This is a genomic window from Kordia algicida OT-1 (assembly GCF_000154725.1).
In the GTDB taxonomy this organism is placed as follows: Bacteria; Bacteroidota; Bacteroidia; order Flavobacteriales; family Flavobacteriaceae; genus Kordia; species Kordia algicida.
Genome location: NZ_DS544873.1, coordinates 4101112 through 4123295, shown reverse-complemented (window position 1 = coordinate 4123295; position 22184 = coordinate 4101112). Strand labels below are relative to the sequence as shown.

Here is a 22184-nt window from a genome sequence, read left to right as displayed (position 1 = left end):
ATAAAAAACCATTAAAAATAGACAGCAGTTAAATCTGAATTTCCTCAGATATGATAAGAAAATAACCAAAAAGGTTAAAAAATTAATTAACAAACTAAAAAATAAAATTTATGAGTTCTTACAATGACAATCTACATTCTAGTGTCGTTTCATCGTTGAGCGCACAAGAATTAGAATTACAAAAAGTAGAAGCAAAACGGGAAGCATCTATGTTTTCGCTTTACTATGCACAAGGTGCACGAATTACAACTGCAGAGGAGTTAGAAATAACCAATGCAAAATATGCTTTTGAGAAGTTGGTACACGAGCAAGCTATTATTGATAGTGATGTATCTACCAATGTACTTACCTCAGCAAACAATGCAAAAGATTACACAGCAAAATCTGTAACAAATACCTCTGTTGCTGCGGCAAATGTTCAAATTGCAGCAAATGCTATTTTAAAATTAGCTAGCGATACGGGAAGCATTTTTAGTATCATCAATGCGGCTGATTTTGATACAGATATTTACGCTCAAAGCAACAAAGCAAGTGTATTGATGAATGATACTGCATATGCGGCAGAACAAGCTTCGCAACACAGTATGGAAGCTTCATCATCTATTGCAGAAGTTACCACAGCCAATTTAGATAGCAAAGCCACTGTAACCGATTCTACGATGAAAGATTTGCTAAGTGTAGTGTCAAAACAATTTGATGATACTACGACATTGTTGGCGACACAATCTGCCGAATTAGCAACTGCAAATACCGAAGAAAAACAGGCAGAAGGCATATTGGAAGATTTAAGTGTTGGATATGAAGCTACCGAAGAAGCTTACAAGTTAAGCAACGATGAATTAAACATGAGTCTTACAATAAAAACTCCTGTAAATGTTGGAAATCATGATTACTACACGGTTTCATTTGATTCGTACAAAAGTGCTTTTCAAGAGCAAACTGCTGATGGAACTCCAAAGCCAACCAACCAACCTGTTCAAAATTACAACATCATACTTGTAGAAAACAGCAAAAGTCCTACGTTTAGTATGAATGACGCAGAAGGTATTATTACTGGAGGTTATACAGATCGTTACTTTCAAATTACACCAACAACACCATTGGAACCTACTGAACCAATTGTTGTAACAAATACAAATCATACCATTACTCAAAAATTCTATATTTCAGGAGAAAGTACTGCTGAAAAACCTGTTTTAAAAGATTCTGACGGAAATCCGTTGGAGTTAGGGAAAGAGTATACAATATATGTGCTTACTGTATTTACAATGGCTTACAAAAAGGTTATTAACACTTTTGACGATTATTTATCGGCTCCTTCAAAAATGTTTATACTTCAAAACCAGTTGAATGCAGCCAATGCAAACACAATTCGAGAGCAAAAGAATGTAACAGATGGAGATGATCCAACAGCAGAAGCTGCTGATATTGTTACAACGCCAACGTATCAAGTTATTGATTTTGGTGTGTTTAAAAAGCCAGCGTATGAAGTAGAATACCGTTGTGTGTTTTTACCAAACAATCCAAACTTAGTCAACGGATTACTCACAGTAGAAGAAATAGATAGTATTGAAAATAATGTGCAGCGTTTAAATAAAATTGAGAATATCTATGATCTTGAAGTTTCTCTCATAAACGATCAAATACATGACTTAACGGTTAAGACTGAGAAACTGAAAATGACTATTGCAGATAATAAAAAGAAAATTGACGCTAAATCGACCAAAGAGTCAACTAGAAAAAAACTCATTTCTGAAAACGAGAAGAATGAAGAAAATCTTAAAGAAGAAGAAAAAAACCTAACAAGCTTACAAGCTTCTTTAGCGACTTTAAGAAAAATTAAAGAGCTTGCTATTAGCAATGTAAATATTGATGTACACATTCAACCTGGATTCTTCTTTAATTTGACCACTGCTGAAAAAATTTCTGCCGGAAGCTACACAGTTGCTGAGGAAATAACACCAACAGATACTGATTTACATACATACATCAATAACTCTTATGATAAAATTCAGCAAGATATTGAAGCAATAGAAAAAGCATTAATTTCTGAAAATGATATTAAAGGAAAAACAGAACTAACTGCTTTTGAGAAAAATATTCCAAGCAAACTAGATCCTTCAGATGTAGCACAAATACAATCTGACATTGAGCATTTAAGACAAACTAGAAATGGTATTTTAGAATTTATAATAGCTGATGAAATAGTGAATCCTCAGGGAGAAAAATTACAAAATGCTGTCAATGAATTTATTGAAGATTGCGATCAACTCATTATCGATTTGCTTCAAATACTTGATGGTTACACCTTTAAAAAGATGCAGGTTACCTTGGCTGCTGAGACTACAGATAACTTTGGGAATCGCTTGATTAATAACAACATGTACATTCCTACGATCATTTCAGTAACAAATAATACGGACGAAACGGTAAACTCGCAGTTTATCAATGCACTTTCAGACTTTAATCATACAACTCCAATCAAATATATTGATCCGTATGCAAATCCTGATAAAGTAGTAACATATTCACAACTAACAACAAACCAATCCTAAAAAACATACATTATGAGTAGTAGAGAAACCATATTAATCCCAACAGATCCTGCACCTGCAAAATACGGGATTACCGAAAAAAAGAAGCAAGAAATTGATCTTTTAACGCAAGAAGTCTTAAATGCTGAAGATGAAGTGCAACAATACCAAGCTATTGTAGATTCATTAAAGCAAAAATCGACAAAATTAGATGCCGAATTAGCTACCGCAGAAGCAAACAAAACGCAAGCATTAAACAACAAAAACTCAGTTGATACTTTAGCAAATCATGCAAAAGATTTATATCAAAGCTCTAAACTAACGCACACAGAATCTGCAAAAGCAGAAAGCGATATAAAAGGTGTTGCTATACAAGTAAATACGGTAATTAACAAACTAATTTATTCGGCGGAAGTCATCAATAAATTATCAAACTTGGTCATTCGTAAAAAAGCAATCAATCCGCTAATTTCAGACGAATTAGTTACAATGGTCACAGAAGCTTCTACCAATGCCAATAATGCAGTAGCACTAACCTTAGTTGCTTTAGAATCTGTATTTGCAGCACAAGCGACTACGATCGAATCTAAATCGGCAATGTCGTTAGAACTATTGCAATCAAGAAAACTATACGAATTTATTACAGGTCATAAAGTTAGGAATGATAAAAATGCTACCAATAAAACTTCGTTGCTGTATTACTTAGATCAAGCATATAATATTACGAGCAACATGTACGAAAAAACCTTAGCAGCTTCTGAAGACAATGCGAGTCAGTTAAATGCAGCACAAGTATCGCTCAGCAAAGCTCAGGTAAAATTACAATCATTACAATCTGGGCTTGCAGCAGCAAATGCAGCAGCGTTAGCATCCTAACTTTCATTATATTACATGGAACTAATCACCTTAAAACACTCTTAAATGACTATGGAAAATATATTTAAAAAATTTTACAGAAGTTTTTACAATAGCACCAATGGTTTTATACCGACAAAACCACTAAGTCAAAACATGTATCCAGGTGATTTTTTCCAAATTATAAATGGAGAGCTCATAGTTTTAGGAAATATTTTCAGAAAAAATATCATCAATGCTGATGATGTCATCTTTGAAAATGGTAGAAAACTCAATGCTGCCAATTGGAATTTTAGCGAAGGTGTCTCCAAACCATATTCTGGACGAGATACTGGACATAATTCGATTGAAGGTGATTTTGAATACAGCAAACAAGTGTTGGCTTTTGACGGATTTGGAAGCTTTTTCTTTAAAAGTAATGCTCCCGAATCTGTCAAAGTTGCCAATTGGAGTCTTTTTAAAGACGAACTCATCATTAAAATGACACAAACAATGTTTTCCTTTCGAGAACTTTACATTGTTACGGAATCTGTTACAACTGAAAATTGGACACTCGCCATTGCAAGTTCTGACAAAGGCGAATTGGAAATTGCTACAGAATCTGAAAACTTCGGATTGGTAGATATTTTTGGAGATTCGAGCGCAAAAACCATTCAAGCAAGAGAAATTGAATTCTATCATCGTGAAGAAAAACGAAAACCATCATTTTTTAAAGCTAAAAAATTAATCATTCAACAAGAAAAACTAGAAGTATTTATCAGTGAACTTATCAATGACAAAACGAAAGTCGCTTCTTGGGCAAGTAATTTTTATGAATATGATTTTCATCATGATGAGATTTCGTATCACTCGCCAATAACAACAAATGCGCAAGCGTGTGTATTAGACATGCTACAAGCAAATCAACTAAATCCAAATACGGCTTTGCAGTATTTTTCTTGGGCAGATACAAATTTAGACGACTTAGAAAAGCTATTTATAAAATATGGACACTAACAATCCTATTTTTTCACTTTTTCAAGAAATTGATTGGTTGCAAAATGTCATCAATCAAGTGATAAGTAGCTATTTGCAACACGAAGGTGCAGAAACGCATTGGACAGAAATTGAAATGCCTGATCTTTCGGAAATAGATACTCCATTTGCAAATACTGTAAATCAATGGAATTTAAATACGTTAGAACGAATGGCACTAGCATTGGCAATTGCGCCACATATTCGCCCAGAAGTATTGGATATTTTCTTTGGTCAAAATAAAATATACAATCGTGGTTTTACTGAATTTGGCGGTGTTATTGACAAAGGTCACAGTGGTTTTTTACCCACAGGACAAACCTTATTTTTTCTGCTGACGACATTAAATCCCGAATGGCGATTGGAAGTGCTTTCGTTCTTTGAAAAGAATCATATTTTTCAAAAAGAACAAGTATTAGATATCGAATCGACAGAAAGTTATTTACCAAAATACAACGGAGTTCTCAGTATAAATCATCGTTGGTTGCATTATTTTATCACAGGAAAAAAACCAAAATTAGAACACAGTATAACGTTTCCTGCTCAAAAAATCACCACCAATTTAAACTGGGAAGATATGGTGCTAAATCCTACCATTGAAGATCAAGTAGCAGAACTAAAAACATGGTTGTTGCACAAAGACACTTTATTGAACGATTGGGGATTATCCAAACACTTAAAACCTGGTTATAGAGCCCTATTTTACGGTCCGCCAGGCACAGGAAAAACCTTAACGGTTTCGCTATTAGGGAAAAACTTAGGTTTGGATGTATATCGTGTAGATTTATCAATGATTGTCTCCAAATACATTGGAGAAACAGAAAAAAACCTATCGCGTATTTTTGATACTGCTGCGCATCAAAATTGGATTCTATTTTTTGATGAAGCCGATGCTTTGTTTGGAAAACGTACAAAGGCAAATTCGTCCAACGACCGACATGCCAATCAGCAAACGGCATATCTATTACAACGCATTGAGGATTTTCCAGGATTCATCATTTTGGCATCCAACTTAAAAGCAAATATGGATGAAGCATTTTCGAGAAGATTTCAATCAATCATACACTTCAAAATGCCTTCTGTAGAAGAACGTATCAAACTTTGGCAAAAAGCATTTTCTGGAACCTGCACATTGGCTCCTGACGTTGATTTGAATGTCATTGCTAAAAACTATGAATTGGCAGGTGGCGCTATCATCAATGTGCTTCGTTATTGTGCTTTGGCTGCTATTCAACGAAAAGATACTGTTGTAAACAAACAGGAATTGCTCACAGGAATCCGTCGTGAATTCAAAAAAGAAAACAAAACCATCATACAATCATAAGCAACAATTTCATGGATATAGAAGAACTCATATTATTACCAGAACATTCACAACTATTGGTGATGAATTCTTGGCGACATGAAATTCTGCATGAGCAACGAAATATTATCATTGCTGAAGCATTAAATAGCTGTACGGTACACAAAGGTTTCAAGCTTTTAGGTTATCTCATTACCAACAGGCGGTTGTTTTTAATTGGTTCAAGTGAAGTAACTCCTTTTCAGGAAGTATTACAGTATTTCTACCATCAAGTTTCTTTGGGAATTATCAACTATAAAAAGATGCTGAATCTTTATCATGATGACACGTATTTATTACCTAAAAATACAGATGAACTATTTACAAAATATCCTTTTTATAATGTATATATCAGAAATTTAATTACGGGAAAAGAAGTGAATTCAAAATATTATGATCCGCGTTTATCACGACTGAAAAATTACATTCACAATCACAAATATTCTTCTGCTGTAGATTATGCTGGCGGAAAAAGTCCTGTTATTGTTGATACGAGTGCTATTATCATTTAATCTCATACTTACAACAGAAACCTTTTGTTATGAAAACGTCTCTTACCAGAAAATCTACGAAAGAAACAGTACAAACTGCGGCGGCTCACAAAACGATGCATCCTAAAACTCAAGGAAAAACTCTTGAAGATAATCGTCCGTCAACCATCATTCAACAACAAAAGAAAAATAATACAGGTTTGCCTGACACTTTAAAATCAGGAATAGAAAATCTTTCTGGTCATTCGTTAGATGATGTAAAAGTACATTACAATTCGTCCAAACCTGCGCAACTCAATGCACACGCGTATGCACAAGGAAAAAATATTCATCTCGCTTCTGGACAAGAAAAGCACTTACCACATGAAGCTTGGCATATTGTGCAGCAAAAACAAGGCCGTGTACAACCTACAAAAACGGTAAATGGCACCAAAATAAACGACAATGCTAGTCTGGAAAAAGAAGCAGATGTGATGGGCGCAAAAGCATTGCAACGAAAAGAAATTATTCAAAATAGAAATCTGAGTAATAAAACTCATTTTGGCGTCGCACAACGTGTTAAAAAACTAACACCTGCCACAAGATTGACGCGACTTCAGGGTTTAGGATTAGTTACACATTCTTCTAGAATAAGGCGAGGACGCAAATCTGTTCCAAAAAATTTAACTGGATATTCAACAAGAAACATTGGTGGTAGAAACTACTATTCTAGAAAAGACCATTTAGGAAGAGTCACTAAATTCGCTGGAATTCTAAAATACCATAAAGGCAAAAGAAAGTCAACACCAAAAGTTCCTTACAAAAGAGTCAACGATCAAGCTGGACATTTGATTGCACATAGTTTTGGTGGACCTGCAAAATTTACAGACAATTTTGTCGCCATGGATAAAAAAGTAAATAGTAAAGGTGGCGCATGGGGAAAAATGGAGTCGTATATCAGGCAACGTTTACAACAAAAATATATGAGCGTATGGATGTCTGTGAAACCACAATACGACGGAATAAAAAAGCGTCCAAGCAGTATTTTAGTGAGTTTGACATTTACAAAATCTCCCTATAAAGTAAGGTTTAATATTCCAACACCATAATTTGAAGATGAAATATACAACTACACAAAAAAAGGCAGAAAAAGCACCACAAGTTTCGGTTGCCAACACAAAAACAAAAAAGAACGTTGGATTTTCTTTGGAAGATAATCGTGCTACGACAGTCGTACAACAGCAAAAAATCAATAAAATACAACATACAAAAGCTCAACCAATACAATTAAAAAAGAAAGGTATGAGAGCTCGTATTAGGGAAAAGTTGGCAAAACGCATTCCTTTAACAGATAGAGAAAATAAAAAAGCAATTTCATTAGGAATACTTCAAGATCACGAACACACTCATAGAAATATTCCAGATCCAGCGCCACCGTTGTTAGCAACAGGAAGAAGAGGTTCTGTGACAGAGGCAAATTTATTAGACACAATACATCCATCAGCTTCTATACCACATACAGGTTTGAACTTGGCTGATTTTAGAGCTAGATTTCAACCGTTAGTTCAAGGAGGAAACATCTCTACAGCTAGATTAACAGCATTGCTACCAAAGCACAAAGCGGTTGCTTTTCCACCAGCAAGAGGTGGAGGAGCTGATGAAATTAGAGCTGGTAGAAAGTGGGAAATCCCAAATCCTGATGGAGGAACACATTCTATTTGGGTACATACCAATGATCCTAGACAAGATACATCAAAAAATGCAGGAGCTGGCCCAATTGTAAGAGTTCAAGATAGTAGTGGACGATATTTATCTAATGTAGAACATGTCATTAATCCAGCTGTTGATGCTCAAAAAGATAAAAATGAACAAACTAGAGCAGCTTTTAATAAAGCTCAAGCAGAAGCCGTTGGACATTGGACAACTTATCATAAAAATCGAACCGAAAGTCAACATATCCCATTAGTGTAAATTTAATCAATAATAATTTGTATATTTTTTCATAATTTCAATTATTTTTGTGACCTTCAAAAAAGCACAATTTCATGCTCAAAAAAGCAATTCAATTTATGATTATCAGTGCAATTGCGTTTGCTTTTTTAAATGCTGTTGTAAAATACTTAGGTGATTTTAACGCATATCAAATTGTGTTTTTTAGATCAATTGGAACTTTGGCTTTTACCATTCCGTTTTTGCTAAAACACAAGATTTCTATCTATGGAAATAAAAAAACATTACTGATTTTACGCGGAATTGTTGGTGTTACTTCTATGGCATTATTTTTTATGTCGCTCAAGTATTTACCTATGGGATCAGCAGTTTCTTTACGTTACATCTCTCCTATTTTTGCAGCAGTTTTTGCTTTGTTCATTTTGAAAGAAAAAATAAAATACATTCAGTGGTTATTTTTCCTGATCGCGTTTTGTGGCGTCTTAGTTTTAAAAGGATTTGACACACAAATTGGGACAACAGGATTGCTTTTGGCATTGGCTTCTGCCTTTTTTAGTGGTTTGGTATTTATCACTATTCGTAAAATTGGTACGGACGATCATCCTGTCGTGGTGGTAAATTATTTTATGATCATTGCACTTTTGGCTGGCGGAATTTTATGCATTCCATACTGGAAAACGCCCATTGGTTGGGAATGGGCTTTGCTACTGAGTTTGGGAATTTTTGGTTATGTAGGACAATTATACATGACCAAAGCATTACAACTAGCAGAAACCAACAAAGCGGCACCTCTTAAATATATTGAAGTTATTTTTACCATGCTCATCGGACTTAGTTGGTTTCATGAGTCTTATACACTTTGGAGTGTCCTCGGAATTATTTTAATTGTCATTGGATTGACGTTGAATACGTATACAAAAACTGCTAAATAACGTCAGTTCGATATAAATCATTCAATTTATATTTATAGTAATTTTAGAAATAATTCTGTTATATAATTCATTTTTAGGGTTTTATTTTCGTTTTCTTTGCTTACCCAAAGAAAAGAAACAAAAGAAAGGGAACTTTTCCAGAGGTATTTTTAGTTTTTCTTTTATGGAAAAACTAAAACCGCATGAGTTTTTCTAAATTTTCTCCAAGGTTTCGAAAATTTTTAACGAAAAACTCCTGCTATACTACGGAAAAGAAAAGTTTCAAACTAAAATTCTTACGTCGAACTCACGTTAAATAAGTCCCAAGTCTTTGATAATTGACACCAAATGTGTGGTATTTTTTGCTCTGAATACGATTTTGAGTGCGTTCAGACGTTTTTCGACAGAACTTGTGCTGGTAAACATCAACCTTGCAATATCTTTTTGAATGTGTCCTTCCGACAAGTGTTTTAAGATTTCAATATCAAAATTACTCAGTTCTGTAATATCTTTTCGCGTTAATGCAGGACGTACTTCTGGAGATAAATAGATTTCTCCTTTGTAGACTTCTTTGATGCAAATTAGCAACTCGTCCAAACCTGTTCTTCCTTTACAGACATATCCATTTAGTCCAATATCTTGTATTAATTTCCTGATCTTTGAGAAACGTTTTTCGACAGAGTACACAATAATTTTTGTGTTCGTATCTTCTTCTCTAATTTTCATGGCAAGGTTATCGCCTGAGGTTATTTTTTGCTCTCGATAATCGCCTTCAAAAGACAAATCGGTAATCAACAAATCATAAGGTTCTTGATCGAGAATGGCTTTTTTGTACTTCAAATATGCATCATCACAATACTGAACTAACTCTAGTTTTTCAATTTTTAAATTTTCGTTTAAAAAGGAAACAATACCTTCATTTATTCCTTTTAAATCTTCGGCTACTAATATTTTTTTAAACATATACAGGTAAATTATATCGGAAAAGTCATGCTTAATTTCAATCCTTTTCCTGACTCTGAATCAAAATTAAGCGATCCTTGAGCACTCTGTATACGGTTTTCCATATTTAATAATCCCTTCTTTGAAGCTTTGATAAACGGCAAGCCAATTCCGTTGTCGGAATAATGTATCATAAGCTTCTTATCTTTTGTAGAGAATGTCAACACCACAACATTGGCTTTGCTGTGTTTTTTCATGTTTACCATTAACTCCTGCAACACGCGATGAATAATAATTTTTACATAATTTTCAATGGTTTCCCAAGCTGGATATTCAATATCTTTTACAATAATGGCAACTTCTTCGGTATTAAAATCACTAATCATTTCGCGCAAACCATCAACAAAATCTTCTCCAGTATCGATACTGTGATTTTCATGTGAAATATTTCGGGTTCGCACATAAATATCTTCTACCTGATTCAATACTTTTGGAGGTAAGGGTGTTTTGTTTTTTAGTGATTTCTGTAAAATTACCATAACATTATACACATCATTGGCGAGTTCGTCATGCACTTTTTTCGAAATTCGTGTTTCTGTGTTGTACACTTGTAATGCTTTTTCGCGTCGGTGTTTTTGATACAGAAAATAAAAGTAAATTATGGCAATGAAAACAATAGCCACCGCAATGATGGAGATAATGGTTTTTTGTTGTTGTTGTCGTTCATTTTCCAAATCTTTCTTTGCATTATCTAATTGGAGTTTTTCGTTTTCCCTTTTAGCTTCTTTTGTATCATATTTTGCTTTTGCGAATAAATTTCGAGCTTTCTTTTCTTCAACATCCATGCTGTCACGCAAAGCAATAAACCGATCTCTAATAGTAATATCATTAGGTTTTACAGTATGTATTATTCGCAAAACATCAAGTTCAGCATTGGGTCGCCTGTAAACTCTACTATTGGCAATTACTTTTTCTCCATATTCAATAGTTTTTGTTACATCTTTATTTACGTAATATTCTGCTAAATGTGTGTAACTTGCAAAAAGTCCTGTGATATCATTTATAGAATTGCGTATTTTTAATGCTAGAAGAAACTCATCAATCACATTAGCTTCTGGATTTTTCAACCATTTGGCATATGCTAAATTATCTATAACTCTTGCCTCTAGTTTTTTATGTTTTTTTAATAATGAATCTTGTTTAATTTTATGAAGTAACTCAATTGCTTTCGAATGTTCATCGAAGTCATTATACATTGCCGCTAGGTTATTTTCATATTCCAATCTATCTTTTTTACTTGGAGTTTTTTTAATGGCAATATTATAATTCCCCACAGCATCTTCATAACGAAGCAATTCTCGTTGAATTTTTCCTAAAAGACTATGTATGCTTGCAATATATTTTTTGTCTTCAGAGTTTTTTAAATATGTTAAAGCTTCAACTGCTGTTTCTTCTGCTCCATGGTAATCATTTCTATTTTTTTGTAAAGTTGCAATATTGATTAAATTTCTACCTAGCTTGATACTATCTTTGATTTGTATATATAATTTTTTGGCTTCATTTAAATTATATAATGCTTTGTCTGTTTTATTCAATCTTCTGTAATAACTGCCTACTAAATCATGGTACATTGCTTGATACTCTTTATTATCCATACTTTTAGCGCGAGCAAGTAACAAATCACTTACAATAAAAAAGCTATCTTTTTCTTTAGCTAGGTAATGTTGTAAAGATTTGGTATACAATGTATTTAAACCATTAATAGAATGATTGTCATATTTTATAACAAGCTTATATCCTTTTTCAAGCTTCTCTAATTTCGTACTTTCTAAATAGCTTTCATTTAAAGCTTCTTTGTAATAAAAATTTATAGAGTCTTGAACCGAAACTAATTTTGATTGCTCGTCAATAGTAGTATTACAAGAAATAAGAAAGCAAAAAAATAAGAAAAGAAATATACGTTGAAAGGTATTTATTTGGCAGCTAGAATACATGAAATTTATTTTGAAAAAACTTCAATAAATATAAGAAACTATACACAAAGAGTCTCTTTAACTTTTAAGGTTTTTGCAAAAAATAAAATCGCCCAAGAATTGCTTCTCAGGCGATGAATTAGTTATCTACTTATTTACTATCCTCCAACATTTGGCGGTGGCGGTGGCGGTGGTGGCGGAGTAACATCTCCATCATCTCCTTCTGTGGCTTGCAATTCAGTATATTCTTCTTCTGCTAAAACTTCTGGCGTACACGAAACGGTGTATAAACTCAAAAATACGATAGCAACTATGATGCTTATTTTTCTCATAATCTATGTATTAAAATTTGAATGTTAGGTGGCCGTCCGAGACATTGATCTCAGATATTTTTTATCACTCTGATAAGGCCAGGAAATACGTTTTGTATTTCGCTTTTTTGAGAAGAGGAAAGCGTATCAACAGAAGTCTCTAGGTTACTTCTCAATACTATTGACTAGCTGTTTTTACGGCTTTCCGTAACAATAAATCTTGTACAAGTATTATGTTGCAATTCATAACACTGATGTATTGTTACAGCAAATATATATTGAGTTTAACCCCTGATTTTCAAGTAATTCCAAAGATTCCGAATGTTTCTTTGAAATTCTGATGAACTCCGAAAGATTCTGAAGAATTCCGATAAATTCTGAAAAAAATAATAACTATGCCACCTAAAACTGAAGCAACATACAAAGCAGAAATCCTAAAAAAGCATCAAGAAAACACTGAAAAATCTGGATACTTGCTCAAGCCAACTCCAAAGAAAATTCAGAAAGCATGTTTGCATTTTTTCGAACAAAGAAATCAAGCAGAAGACACTAGAATTTTAAATGCCTTTTTTCAATTTGATGCTACATCAGACAGGAAAAATTTTATAAAAAATTATGAACTAGAAAAGTTTAAACCCATTCAAAATTTTCTGAATGGAGGAACAAAAAAACCAACGTCAGAGAATGTCGATTTTACAGCTTGGCTCGTAGATTTTACACCAAGACCGTTTTTTAAATATTTACAAGAAGAAAATGATGAGAAAGTTCCAACTACTGAAAATGATCCACCACAAACAGTTAATACGCCTGGAGAAAATGAGGAAGACGAAAATAAACCTACAAAGACCCGAAATTCTTCTTGGTACAAGATTGCAGGCATTGCCTTGTTGGTTTGTATAAGTCTCATTTTGGGGATCAATTATTTAATGCAAGAAGTAAAAACCAATACGGAGAAGATTCCGATTGAAAAGAATAATTTGACAAATATTCCAGAGAAATGCATGGCTTGGAACGGAATAGAATATAAACTTGCAAACTGTGCAGATTCGATTCATCCAACATACCTAACAAAAGTAGTTCCTTACGATGAAAGTGATTTTAAGAATTTAAAGAAAGTAACGGTTGATATTGAGACACCTTTCTTTGAAGCGAATAATAAAACACCATTGATTTGGTATTATAAATTAGGTAAAGGCAAGTTTGAGTATTATAAAAGTCACGGAATTCATCCTGTAAATGGTGAACCTTTGGAAGATATTACACAATATCATATTGATAAATATATCCCGAAGCATAAGCCAAAGAATAGCTCATTTTTGCAAGAAGATTGAATAGAAAAAAGCTTTTGAAAAGCAAAAAACAGTAACCAAATTAATTGGATAAGATTCTGGATCAAGTCCAGAATGATGTTTCTAAAAACTTTTTTATATATGTATCTACAATCTAAATTTAAGTTCTACAGGCAAATGATCTGAAAGACGTCGGGAAGCAGTTAAGTTATCACAATGCTTTACAAAATCAATGATCTTCGTAGAAGTTGCGTTAATCTTAGGTGTGTAAAATATATTATCAATCGGATAATTTAGGTATGAAGCATTTTTACAAATTAGTTTTAAAGTGGTTTTTTGGTCAATGTTTACAGGTTTGAATCCTGCAAGTTTGAAATTTTTAAACACTTCTTCTGATTGACTCAAATTGAAATCACCCGCCAATATGAATTTTTTATTTTTATAGTTCTTTTGTACATACGCCAATAACTCTTTTACTTCGGGTCTTGGGTTTCTTTTATGTGGTTTTGCGTGATAATTCATCACAAAGAAAGAAGTATCAGCCACGTAAAACTGAACTAAAAACGGTTCTCTATCTACCATTTTATCAAGTTCTTTTACCAAGCTACCTTCATGCCCTTTTTTAATTTTAATATGTTTGTTTTTCCACACAATGGCATAACATTCTGTCATTCTACTAGGACTGTTGGTTTTTTCACTTATCAAATAATCCCAACTTTCGCCTTTTTTTTCTAAAGCTTCGGTAAGTCTATTAACAGCTTGTACACCTTGAAATGTAGTTACAACTTCCTGAATTGCAATAATATCCGCATGTTTCACGATTTCTGCAATTTTTTCAATTTCTTCTGCATTTTTCGTTTTTCCAAAATGTTGAATGTTCCATGAAATGATTGTGATCTCTTTGTTTTGTGCAATTGTAGTAGTTGCAAAGAGTAAAAGAATAATAAGGTAGCGCATATGGTTTTAGTTTTATGATACGAATGTAATAGCCAAATGCGCTTCTCTTGTTACGGAATTCCGTATAATTTTTTTAGTTGGGTAAAAAAAAAAGCACTTTCGAATTCACGAAAGTGCTTAGGATTCAATTAAAAAAATCTAAACTAAAATTGAATAATTTTTATTTTAATGTGATTGGAAATTCAGCAACTGTAGTGTCCCAACCAATTTTTAAATGCACTACATTTTTACTTTTTTCGTATAAAACGATTGCCAATTGTTCCAATTCTTTATCACTTTTTTGAGTTGGTACTGTAATACTCGCCACATCTTTAGAAGCGTCATACGAGTAATTTCCCCAACCATCATTTTCGGAATTGATTTTTAACGTCCACGAATCTTTGTTTGGAATAATAATCACAGAATAACGTCCTGCTTTTACTTTAGTATTACCAACCATTACGTCTGTCATAAACAAGATTTCAGTAGATTCGTTTGCGCCTACTCTCCATGCTTTTCCGTACTTTAATAAACCTCCAAAAACGTCTCTCCCTTTTTTAAATGGACGTGCATAAATCACTCTGATTTTTGGCTCTAATGCTTTTTTCTGAGCATCTGATTTTGCAAAGGCTCTTTTTGCTGCATTTGTCGGATAATGTGCAATGTCTGTTGGACTTTTATCTGTTTTTGGAAAATCTTGTGCGTTTACGGTACTTACTACTGCAAAAAATGCAAGTATCATTACTATTTTTTTCATGACTTGTTGTTTAAATTGATTACTTTTTGAGTTTCTATTTTAGATAATTCTTTGAGTTCTCCTCTTTCATATAATGCTGGCAAATCCTTTAGTGGCGTAGCAACTTCGGCTTTGTAATTGATATAATCTTGAAATGTAATTCCATCAACCACACGTCTATTATAAGCGCTTCTAAAACGAACACCACCATCATTTACTTGGTAGTTGTATGCCAAATAATCTATTTTTTTTGTCTTTTGATTGATCCAATAATGGTATTCATCATCATAATCTTCGCCACCGCCTTCTTCATTGAATGTAATTTTTAAAACATCGTATTTTTGTCCTTTAATTGTGGTTTCCGCTACAAACTCTTTGTTTACAGCGGCATCTTTTAATTTGTGAGGTAAAGTTGCAAAGTAGATTACGGAATTGACCGAACCAATTGCGCTGTTTTTCTTTTTTTCGGAAAGTGTTACTTCTTTATTGTCCACTTGGCGTGAAAAGTCTCCGTTTTCAAGAACATCAAGTGTTTTTGTTCCGCCTTTTGTAGTTTCTAGCTCGTATCTATATTCGTTTCCGTTATTTTTGAAACGAAATGTTTTTCCACGAAATTCAAATTGGTAATTCGCCTGATCGTACAAAGTGCCACCGTGTGCTTTAATGGTTTCCTGCAAAATTTTGGTGGCTTTATCTACGGATTTTGTGTCTTCTATTTGAGTAGTTTCAACAACTTTGCTTGTTGTTTTGGAAGTTTCTTTTTCGTTAGTTTCACATGCTGTTATACCGAACAACAAGGAAATCACCAAGAATAATGGAATCAATTTCATAAAAATAGATTGGTCTTGCAAGTAACCTTTCGGGTCACTTTTTTATTAGTTCCTGAATTTGTCGAATTAATTACAAGTCCTTTCTTTTTTTAACAGATTTTAACTTTTTATAAAAATTCCGAAAAGTTCATTGCCTGCACGTGGCGCGATAGAGTTGTATGCTTTTTCAAATGTTTTTACGTCAAAATATGGTTTAAAATATTCCAAATATTCTTCTTTGCTTCCACCAAACGGACGTTTTTCCAAATCATCGGTTAATGGAAAATCAAACCACAAGCCCACTAATTTCCCATTCGGATTTAGTAAATCAGCCATGTGTTTTGCATATTGTGCGCGTGTTTCTGGCAACGGAGGAAACGAACAAAAGAACGTTTGTTCAATGATAAGATCATACGTGTTTTTATGTGTAAAAAAATCATCACAGAGCAAACGATCTGAAGGAAATTCGGGATTTCGCTGTTTAAATTCTTGCAGTGGAATTTCAGAAATGTCTAAAATATAAATGTTTGTAAATCCTTGTTGTAGTAAATATTCGGCTTCATACGCATTTCCTGCACCTGGAATTAAAATTTTGAGATTTCTATCTTTTAATTGATCGATATACGTTTTTAATGGTGTAGATGGCGAACCAATATCCCAACCTGTGCTGTTATCTTTGTAACGTTGTGACCAATATTCTTTTGTGGCGTCTGAATTCATAGCAATTATTTTGAATGTAAAGTTCTGAAAAGAATTTGACTTCTTATAAAATTTATGTTTTACTACTTCTTTTTCTCTTTGTTCTTTTTACTATTCATAATTATTTTGACTGTAATCGCTATAGCTACAGAGGTTCCAATAACTAACGAAAAAGATTCAATCACTTTTACAGAATTGTCTCCAATAGTTTGAATTTTATCCTGAAACAAAATCCAACATAAAACCACCAATACCAGAAAAAAGATCAATAATCGTTTTTTAGGGAATTTATACTTCATTGTTTTATCATTCAATTCATAGCAAATAAAACCCTTGCTTCTGTTGAAACAAGGGTTTTGGTGAGTAATTAAGAACTTTACGTTGGCTTAAAAACGTATTGTTAGTAATGTCGTCGTAACTAAACGCTATTAATTACAAGCGTCAAATGCTGCTGTTAATTCATCATCACTATTAATTGTTGCTTGCGTACCATCTTCATACTCAATAGTCATTGGATAAGTAATTGTAAAGAATGCATCGTCTGCTAAACCATCTAAGTATGTAAAAAATTCGTCTTCATCGTTTACCGTTGTTACGTTTCCGCTATCATCTACCAACGTTAAAGGGAATACGATTTCAAAACAGATTGTTCCGCAATCATCACATGGTTCAATATCATAGCAATCGTTATATAAAGCATCAAAATCTGCATCACTGTTTATAGTTACAATATCATTTCCTACCGTTACAGTAATTGGGTATGCAAAACCGATGGCATCTTCAACAGAAAATAATTCAAATTCATCGTTTACAACTACTGTTGCTCCATCTATTGTTTCCACGGTTAATGGGAAGTTAAATTCAAAACAATCGTTTCCAATAGGATCAATATCGCCACCTATACAGTCTTCCAAAACTTGAAAAAGTTCAAATTCGTCTGCAACTGTTACTACGTTTCCGTCTGCCATTGTAATGGTTAACGGAAATGCTGGCATATATCCTAAGTTTGCATATGCTTCTGCTTCTTGATCGTTGTTTACAACAACATTATCAGTACCGTTAGTAACTGTATACGGATAATTTAGAGTAAAACAGCTATCAATTGAATCGCTATTTTCATTGTTATTTTCAAATACATTTTCAGCTTGATTAGTAGTCGTTGCTGTTCTTGCATACGTTGTTAAGTTTGCTTTCAAAGTAGCGTTTACTACTGTACTTTCTTCTTCGGGAATTACATCTGTATTGTCGTTACTACAAGAAAATGTAAAAATAGCAAGTGCTAGGATGAGTGAGAATTTTAGAAACTTTTTCATAAATATTTAATTTAGATTGTTTGTTTTTGGGTTTACAAATTATAGACAACTCGATTGCATTGCGCCCTACCTTTGCAAAATAAAATTTAAAAAATATTTTTTATTTTACTGATTTTCAGAGCTTTAGTGATTATAATTTTTTCTATACTTTTGATTCGAATAAATTTACAAGATAACTTTCAACACATTGAAGCCTAAAAAATCAGTTTGTGAGTCTCAACATTTTGATGCGCTTTTTAAGCAGCATTCTAGAACGTTGCGTAACTATATTTACTATAAATGTGGTGATGAAAATTTGGCGGAAGACTTAGTACAAGAAGCTTATATTAAGTTGTGGAATAATTGTAAAAAGATTCCGTTTGCAAACGCTTTATTCTTTTTGAAAAGAGTTGCCAATAATGCTTTTTTGAATGTCGTAAAACATCAGAAAATTGTGCTACAACATCAACAAACGAAAAAGTCGGAAGTCGATGTGGAAAGTCCGGAGTTTTTATTAGAAGAAAAAGAATTTTTAACCAAATTAGAAAATGCCATTGCCGGTTTATCTGAAAAACAACGCGAAGTATTTTTGCTGAATCGAATTGACAAAAAAACCTATGCAGAAATTGCTGTTTTTCTCGATATTTCAAAAAAAGCTGTTGAAAAGCGTATGCGGAATGCACTGAAAACGCTCAGAAAAGAAATTGGTGATATTTAAAAAGGTAGGGTAAGCAACTTTTGAGTTGTCTATAAGATAAGTGAGACATCATGAATAGTGAAAAAAATAACGAAATAGACATAGCAAAATGGCTTAGTGGAGAATTGACTCCAGAAGAACAGCATGCTTTTGAACAATCAGAAGATTACAAAGCCTATGCTAAAATTATCAGCGCAACGGAAAAATTAAGCGATCCTGCGTATGATGAAGCTACTGCTTTGGCTAAAATCAAAGAGAAAATAGCAACACAACCAAAGGTGAGAAAGCTTAACTTACGCTATGTGTATGCTGTTGCGGCTTCATTGGTTTTGTTGTTTGGATTTTACTTTTTTATGAAAACTTCAAATACAAGTTTTGAAACAGATTTTGGACAACAACTTGCTGTAAATCTTCCTGATGGTTCAGAAGTTACTTTAAATGCAAAATCAACGGTATTTTACGATAAAGACAACTGGAATAATAATCGAACATTGCATCTAGATGGAGAAGCCTATTTTAAAGTTACAAAAGGTGCTACGTTTACGGTTATTACAAAAGAAGGAAGTGTACAAGTTTTAGGAACAACATTTAATGTAAATACTAACGAAGATTTCTTTGAAGTACAATGCTACTCAGGAAAGGTAAATGTAATAAATACAGCAAAAGCTGAACATATTTTAACCAAAGGAAAAGCTGTACGAACGTATCAAAATGTTGTTAGCAATTGGACATTTGACACTACAGAAAAAAATTGGCTTTCAGGGCAAAGTTCTTTTATGGAAACACCATTATCGGAAGTCATTGAAGCTTTAGAAAATCAATATCAACTTCAAATAAAAAACACCGAAAGTTTCACCAAAGAACGTTTTACAGGACGCTTTACCAACAACAATCGTGCTGTTGCATTACAAACAGTTTTTGAAGCAATGGATATTGATTACACATTGAATGATAACGTAGTGACGCTCTCAAAAAGGTAAATGAAAAAAGCATATTTAGTTTATATTTTACTTATATGTTTCCAAGCATTGCATTCGCAAGAACGTACAACGGCTTATGACAATACGCCACTTAAAAAAGTACTCACTGATATTGAAGAACGCTACGATATTAGCATTTCATACAACTCAAAAATTGTTCAGGGAAAGTTTATCACACTTAAAAAAATTCCGCCAACACTGTCTGGAAATTTAAAAGCAATTTCACGCCAAACGAATTTATCTTTTCAAAAAATTACGGCAAAAACGTATGTGCTAAAAGTTCGTAAAAAGCAGCAAAAAACGTTAAAAGAACGTATAATTGATTTAGATAAAGTTATCATTTCTGAATATTTAACAACAGGTTTTTCTAAAAATATAGATGGCGCCATTGAAGCAATTCCCAAAGATTTTCAAGTGTTGCCAGGTTTTGTGGAGCCAGATGTATTGCAAAGTGTACAGTTAATTCCAGGCATTCAAAGTCCAGACGAAACCTCAACAGGATTGAATATTCGTGGTGGAACTCCTGACCAAAATTTGATTTTGTGGGATCATATTAAAATGTATCAATACGATCATTTTTTTGGAATGATTTCGTCTTTTAATCCGTATGTAATCGAAAATGTAAAAATTTATAAAAATGCTGCTGCTGCACGCTACGGAAATCATATTTCGGGTGTTATTGACATTCAATCGCTTTCCAAAATTCCTAAGAAAACCATTGTCGGATTGGGCGCAAATATGATTTATGTCGATGCGTTTGTACAGCAACCAATTGGCGAAGACGTAGCGGTTATCACTTCCTTTCGTCGCTCGTATTCGGATGCGTTTGAAACGGTTACATTTGACGAATTTTCAGAGCAAATTTTTCAAAACACAAAAATTACTGATAACAACGAAACCTTTAGTGATGTACTTTCGCAAACAAATAATAGCTATTATTTTGTAGATTTTACAGCTAAAATCATTGCCAATCTTTCTAAAAATAGTCAGTTGACTGTAAGTTCAATTTTTTCTAAAAATGAACTTGATTTTGAATCAAAGTTTGATGAGATTAATCAACGAACTAAAGATGATTTATTCATCAACAATCGTGGAATTGGCGCAACATGGAAAAATGATTGGACTTCAAAACTTGCAACGGAATTAAGCGTGACAGCTTCTCGTTATAATTTTGAATATGTCGGCGAAGAATTGTTGTCAAATTTGTTTGATTATGAAACCGTGAAAAAGAATAAAGTAACCGAAATCGGACTGCATTTTCAATCGGAATATCAACTCAATAAGAAGCATTTTTTCGTTGGCGGTTATGAGCTGATTCGCAATGAATTAGATTATACCATCGGAAAACAATCGGATGTTATTTTTGATCCTGACTTTTTTATTACTTCTGAAAATTCTAAAAATACCATTCACGCTATTTTTGGCGAACATCATTTTAAGTTTCGTGATTGGAACGTTTTTACAGGCATTCGCGGAAGTTATGCTACAGAACTTGGCAATTTCTTTTTTGAACCAAGAATTCACATTTCTAAAAAGCTGAATGAACAATTTAACTTGACTTTTTCTGCGGAACGTCAATATCAATTTATAAGTCAGATTATAGAATTTGAAACAGAAACTTTTGGGTTGGAAAATCAAGTTTGGGTTGCTGCAAACGATACTACAATTCCCGTATTACAAAGTGAACAAGTAAGTTTTGGTGGAACTTTTCAGTACAATTCTTGGAATATTGATGCAGAAGCGTATTATAAAAAAATTAATAATTTAACAACACTTTCCAGAGGTTTTGAAGAAGAAAGCAACACGCTTTCTGTTGGCGAAAGTACCATTACAGGTTTGGATGTTTTGGTCAAAAAACGCTTCTATAATTTTACAAGTTTGGTAAGTTATGCACTAACACGAAACGATTTTCAGTTTGATAATTTAAACAATACCAATGCTTTTGCGGGTAATTTTGACATTCGCCATTATTTGTCTTTGGTACAATCGGCGAAATTTGGCGCTTTGGAATTATCACTTGGCTGGCGTTACCGAACTTCGCGTCCGTATACCTTCGCAACAGGTTTGGAAGGTGACAATGCGGACAATATTGCTATTGTGTATGGCGAACGAAATGGGGAACGTTTGCAACCTTATCATCGTTTGGATTTCTCAGCGAAGTATGAACTAAAACCTTTTAAAAATAATAACCTAAAGGCTTCTTTTGGATTTTCGTTGTTGAATATATACAATCAGAAGAATATATTGAACCGAAATTACCGTGTTATTCTAAACACAGAAAATGCCGAATTTCAATTGCGAACTATTGATAAAATTTCGTTGGGAAGAACGCCTAATTTTATGGTACGATTGGAGTTTTAACAATTGATTGTCAATTAAAAAATAAAGTCATATTTTAGAAGTTGAAAATCTGAGTGCTTGCATTTAGATGCTCAGAAACGAAC

21 protein-coding genes are annotated in these 22184 nt (G+C 33.3%); 12 read left to right on the top strand and 9 right to left on the bottom strand.

Going from position 1 to position 22184, the window contains the following annotated elements; genetic code table 11:
• Nucleotides 1–110: 110 nt before the first annotated feature.
• From KAOT1_RS17630 to KAOT1_RS17595, 8 genes are all read left to right on the top strand, one after another.
• Nucleotides 111–2555, top strand: coding sequence for a hypothetical protein (locus KAOT1_RS17630; RefSeq protein WP_007096238.1), 2445 nt, complete (start codon nt 111–113; stop codon nt 2553–2555).
• Between the two features lie 12 nt (nt 2556–2567).
• Nucleotides 2568–3410, top strand: a complete 843-nt coding sequence (locus tag KAOT1_RS17625; protein WP_007096237.1) for a hypothetical protein — start codon at nt 2568–2570, stop codon at nt 3408–3410.
• A gap of 51 nt (nt 3411–3461) precedes the next feature.
• Nucleotides 3462–4385, top strand: a complete 924-nt coding sequence (locus KAOT1_RS17620) for a hypothetical protein (RefSeq protein WP_040560152.1) — start codon at nt 3462–3464, stop codon at nt 4383–4385.
• Nucleotides 4375–5727: an ATP-binding protein gene (locus KAOT1_RS17615; protein ID WP_007096235.1), complete on the top strand. Its 1353-nt coding sequence runs from the start codon at nt 4375–4377 to the stop codon at nt 5725–5727. Before KAOT1_RS17620 ends, KAOT1_RS17615 begins: the two co-directional genes overlap by 11 nt.
• A gap of 11 nt (nt 5728–5738) precedes the next feature.
• On the top strand, nt 5739–6257 hold the full coding sequence (locus KAOT1_RS17610) for a hypothetical protein (protein WP_007096234.1): 519 nt from the start codon (nt 5739–5741) through the stop codon (nt 6255–6257).
• 29 nt (nt 6258–6286) lie between these two features.
• Nucleotides 6287–7324: a DNA/RNA non-specific endonuclease gene (locus KAOT1_RS22430; protein ID WP_007096233.1), complete on the top strand. Its 1038-nt coding sequence runs from the start codon at nt 6287–6289 to the stop codon at nt 7322–7324.
• Nucleotides 7325–7331: 7 nt separating this feature from the next.
• Nucleotides 7332–8186, top strand: coding sequence for a hypothetical protein (locus KAOT1_RS17600; RefSeq protein ID WP_007096232.1), 855 nt, complete (start codon nt 7332–7334; stop codon nt 8184–8186).
• A gap of 74 nt (nt 8187–8260) precedes the next feature.
• Complete coding sequence (locus tag KAOT1_RS17595; protein ID WP_007096231.1) at nt 8261–9097, top strand: DMT family transporter; 837 nt, start codon at nt 8261–8263, stop codon at nt 9095–9097.
• 291 nt (nt 9098–9388) lie between these two features.
• Here the strand turns inward: KAOT1_RS17595 and KAOT1_RS17590 are convergent, their stop codons facing one another.
• The 3 genes from KAOT1_RS17590 to KAOT1_RS23040 all read right to left on the bottom strand — a co-directional run bounded on the left by KAOT1_RS17590 (nt 9389) and on the right by KAOT1_RS23040 (nt 12323).
• Nucleotides 9389–10039: a response regulator transcription factor gene (locus tag KAOT1_RS17590; RefSeq protein ID WP_007096230.1), complete on the bottom strand. Its 651-nt coding sequence runs from the start codon at nt 10037–10039 to the stop codon at nt 9389–9391.
• Between the two features lie 11 nt (nt 10040–10050).
• Complete coding sequence (locus KAOT1_RS17585) at nt 10051–12012, bottom strand: tetratricopeptide repeat-containing sensor histidine kinase (protein WP_007096229.1); 1962 nt, start codon at nt 12010–12012, stop codon at nt 10051–10053.
• Between the two features lie 137 nt (nt 12013–12149).
• Nucleotides 12150–12323, bottom strand: a complete 174-nt coding sequence (locus KAOT1_RS23040; protein ID WP_007096228.1) for a hypothetical protein — start codon at nt 12321–12323, stop codon at nt 12150–12152.
• A 374-nt stretch (nt 12324–12697) separates the two neighbouring features.
• On the opposite strand from KAOT1_RS23040, the gene KAOT1_RS17580 reads away from it, so the two are divergent.
• On the top strand, nt 12698–13633 hold the full coding sequence (locus KAOT1_RS17580) for a hypothetical protein (RefSeq protein WP_007096227.1): 936 nt from the start codon (nt 12698–12700) through the stop codon (nt 13631–13633).
• Between the two features lie 105 nt (nt 13634–13738).
• Here the strand turns inward: KAOT1_RS17580 and KAOT1_RS17575 are convergent, their stop codons facing one another.
• From KAOT1_RS17575 to KAOT1_RS17550, 6 genes are all read right to left on the bottom strand, one after another.
• Nucleotides 13739–14548 (bottom strand): endonuclease/exonuclease/phosphatase family protein, encoded by an 810-nt coding sequence (locus tag KAOT1_RS17575; RefSeq protein ID WP_007096226.1) that lies wholly within the window; start codon nt 14546–14548, stop codon nt 13739–13741.
• A gap of 160 nt (nt 14549–14708) precedes the next feature.
• On the bottom strand, nt 14709–15284 hold the full coding sequence (locus KAOT1_RS17570; RefSeq protein ID WP_007096225.1) for a DUF2911 domain-containing protein: 576 nt from the start codon (nt 15282–15284) through the stop codon (nt 14709–14711).
• Nucleotides 15281–16093, bottom strand: coding sequence for a DUF6503 family protein (locus KAOT1_RS17565; RefSeq protein WP_040559666.1), 813 nt, complete (start codon nt 16091–16093; stop codon nt 15281–15283). Before KAOT1_RS17565 ends, KAOT1_RS17570 begins: the two co-directional genes overlap by 4 nt.
• Before the next feature lie 99 nt (nt 16094–16192).
• On the bottom strand, nt 16193–16792 hold the full coding sequence (locus KAOT1_RS17560) for a methyltransferase domain-containing protein (protein ID WP_007096223.1): 600 nt from the start codon (nt 16790–16792) through the stop codon (nt 16193–16195).
• 62 nt (nt 16793–16854) lie between these two features.
• Nucleotides 16855–17070, bottom strand: a complete 216-nt coding sequence (locus KAOT1_RS17555; RefSeq protein WP_007096222.1) for a hypothetical protein — start codon at nt 17068–17070, stop codon at nt 16855–16857.
• A 129-nt stretch (nt 17071–17199) separates the two neighbouring features.
• On the bottom strand, nt 17200–18084 hold the full coding sequence (locus tag KAOT1_RS17550) for a hypothetical protein (RefSeq protein WP_007096221.1): 885 nt from the start codon (nt 18082–18084) through the stop codon (nt 17200–17202).
• A gap of 187 nt (nt 18085–18271) precedes the next feature.
• Here KAOT1_RS17550 and KAOT1_RS17545 point away from each other — a divergent pair, with 187 nt between their 5' ends.
• Genes KAOT1_RS17545 through KAOT1_RS17535 form a run of 3 tightly spaced genes read left to right on the top strand, consistent with a single transcriptional unit; the run spans nt 18272 to nt 22101 of the window.
• Entirely contained in the window at nt 18272–18781 is a 510-nt protein-coding gene (locus KAOT1_RS17545) for an RNA polymerase sigma factor (RefSeq protein ID WP_007096220.1), read from the top strand.
• A gap of 50 nt (nt 18782–18831) precedes the next feature.
• Nucleotides 18832–19740, top strand: coding sequence for a FecR family protein (locus tag KAOT1_RS17540; RefSeq protein WP_007096219.1), 909 nt, complete (start codon nt 18832–18834; stop codon nt 19738–19740).
• Nucleotides 19741–22101, top strand: coding sequence for a TonB-dependent receptor plug domain-containing protein (locus KAOT1_RS17535; protein WP_007096218.1), 2361 nt, complete (start codon nt 19741–19743; stop codon nt 22099–22101).
• Nucleotides 22102–22184 lie beyond the last annotated feature (83 nt).

Coding starts and splice junctions, on each gene's coding strand:
- KAOT1_RS17630 (WP_007096238.1), top strand. CDS start 111: ATGAGTTCTTACAATGACAATCTACATTCTAGTGTCGTTTCATCGTTG.
- KAOT1_RS17625 (WP_007096237.1), top strand. CDS start 2,568: ATGAGTAGTAGAGAAACCATATTAATCCCAACAGATCCTGCACCTGCA.
- KAOT1_RS17620 (WP_040560152.1), top strand. CDS start 3,462: ATGGAAAATATATTTAAAAAATTTTACAGAAGTTTTTACAATAGCACC.
- KAOT1_RS17615 (WP_007096235.1), top strand. CDS start 4,375: ATGGACACTAACAATCCTATTTTTTCACTTTTTCAAGAAATTGATTGG.
- KAOT1_RS17610 (WP_007096234.1), top strand. CDS start 5,739: ATGGATATAGAAGAACTCATATTATTACCAGAACATTCACAACTATTG.
- KAOT1_RS22430 (WP_007096233.1), top strand. CDS start 6,287: ATGAAAACGTCTCTTACCAGAAAATCTACGAAAGAAACAGTACAAACT.
- KAOT1_RS17600 (WP_007096232.1), top strand. CDS start 7,332: ATGAAATATACAACTACACAAAAAAAGGCAGAAAAAGCACCACAAGTT.
- KAOT1_RS17595 (WP_007096231.1), top strand. CDS start 8,261: ATGCTCAAAAAAGCAATTCAATTTATGATTATCAGTGCAATTGCGTTT.
- KAOT1_RS17590 (WP_007096230.1), bottom strand. CDS start 10,039: ATGTTTAAAAAAATATTAGTAGCCGAAGATTTAAAAGGAATAAATGAA.
- KAOT1_RS17585 (WP_007096229.1), bottom strand. CDS start 12,012: ATGTATTCTAGCTGCCAAATAAATACCTTTCAACGTATATTTCTTTTC.
- KAOT1_RS23040 (WP_007096228.1), bottom strand. CDS start 12,323: ATGAGAAAAATAAGCATCATAGTTGCTATCGTATTTTTGAGTTTATAC.
- KAOT1_RS17580 (WP_007096227.1), top strand. CDS start 12,698: ATGCCACCTAAAACTGAAGCAACATACAAAGCAGAAATCCTAAAAAAG.
- KAOT1_RS17575 (WP_007096226.1), bottom strand. CDS start 14,548: ATGCGCTACCTTATTATTCTTTTACTCTTTGCAACTACTACAATTGCA.
- KAOT1_RS17570 (WP_007096225.1), bottom strand. CDS start 15,284: ATGAAAAAAATAGTAATGATACTTGCATTTTTTGCAGTAGTAAGTACC.
- KAOT1_RS17565 (WP_040559666.1), bottom strand. CDS start 16,093: ATGAAATTGATTCCATTATTCTTGGTGATTTCCTTGTTGTTCGGTATA.
- KAOT1_RS17560 (WP_007096223.1), bottom strand. CDS start 16,792: ATGAATTCAGACGCCACAAAAGAATATTGGTCACAACGTTACAAAGAT.
- KAOT1_RS17555 (WP_007096222.1), bottom strand. CDS start 17,070: ATGAAGTATAAATTCCCTAAAAAACGATTATTGATCTTTTTTCTGGTA.
- KAOT1_RS17550 (WP_007096221.1), bottom strand. CDS start 18,084: ATGAAAAAGTTTCTAAAATTCTCACTCATCCTAGCACTTGCTATTTTT.
- KAOT1_RS17540 (WP_007096219.1), top strand. CDS start 18,832: ATGAATAGTGAAAAAAATAACGAAATAGACATAGCAAAATGGCTTAGT.
- KAOT1_RS17535 (WP_007096218.1), top strand. CDS start 19,741: ATGAAAAAAGCATATTTAGTTTATATTTTACTTATATGTTTCCAAGCA.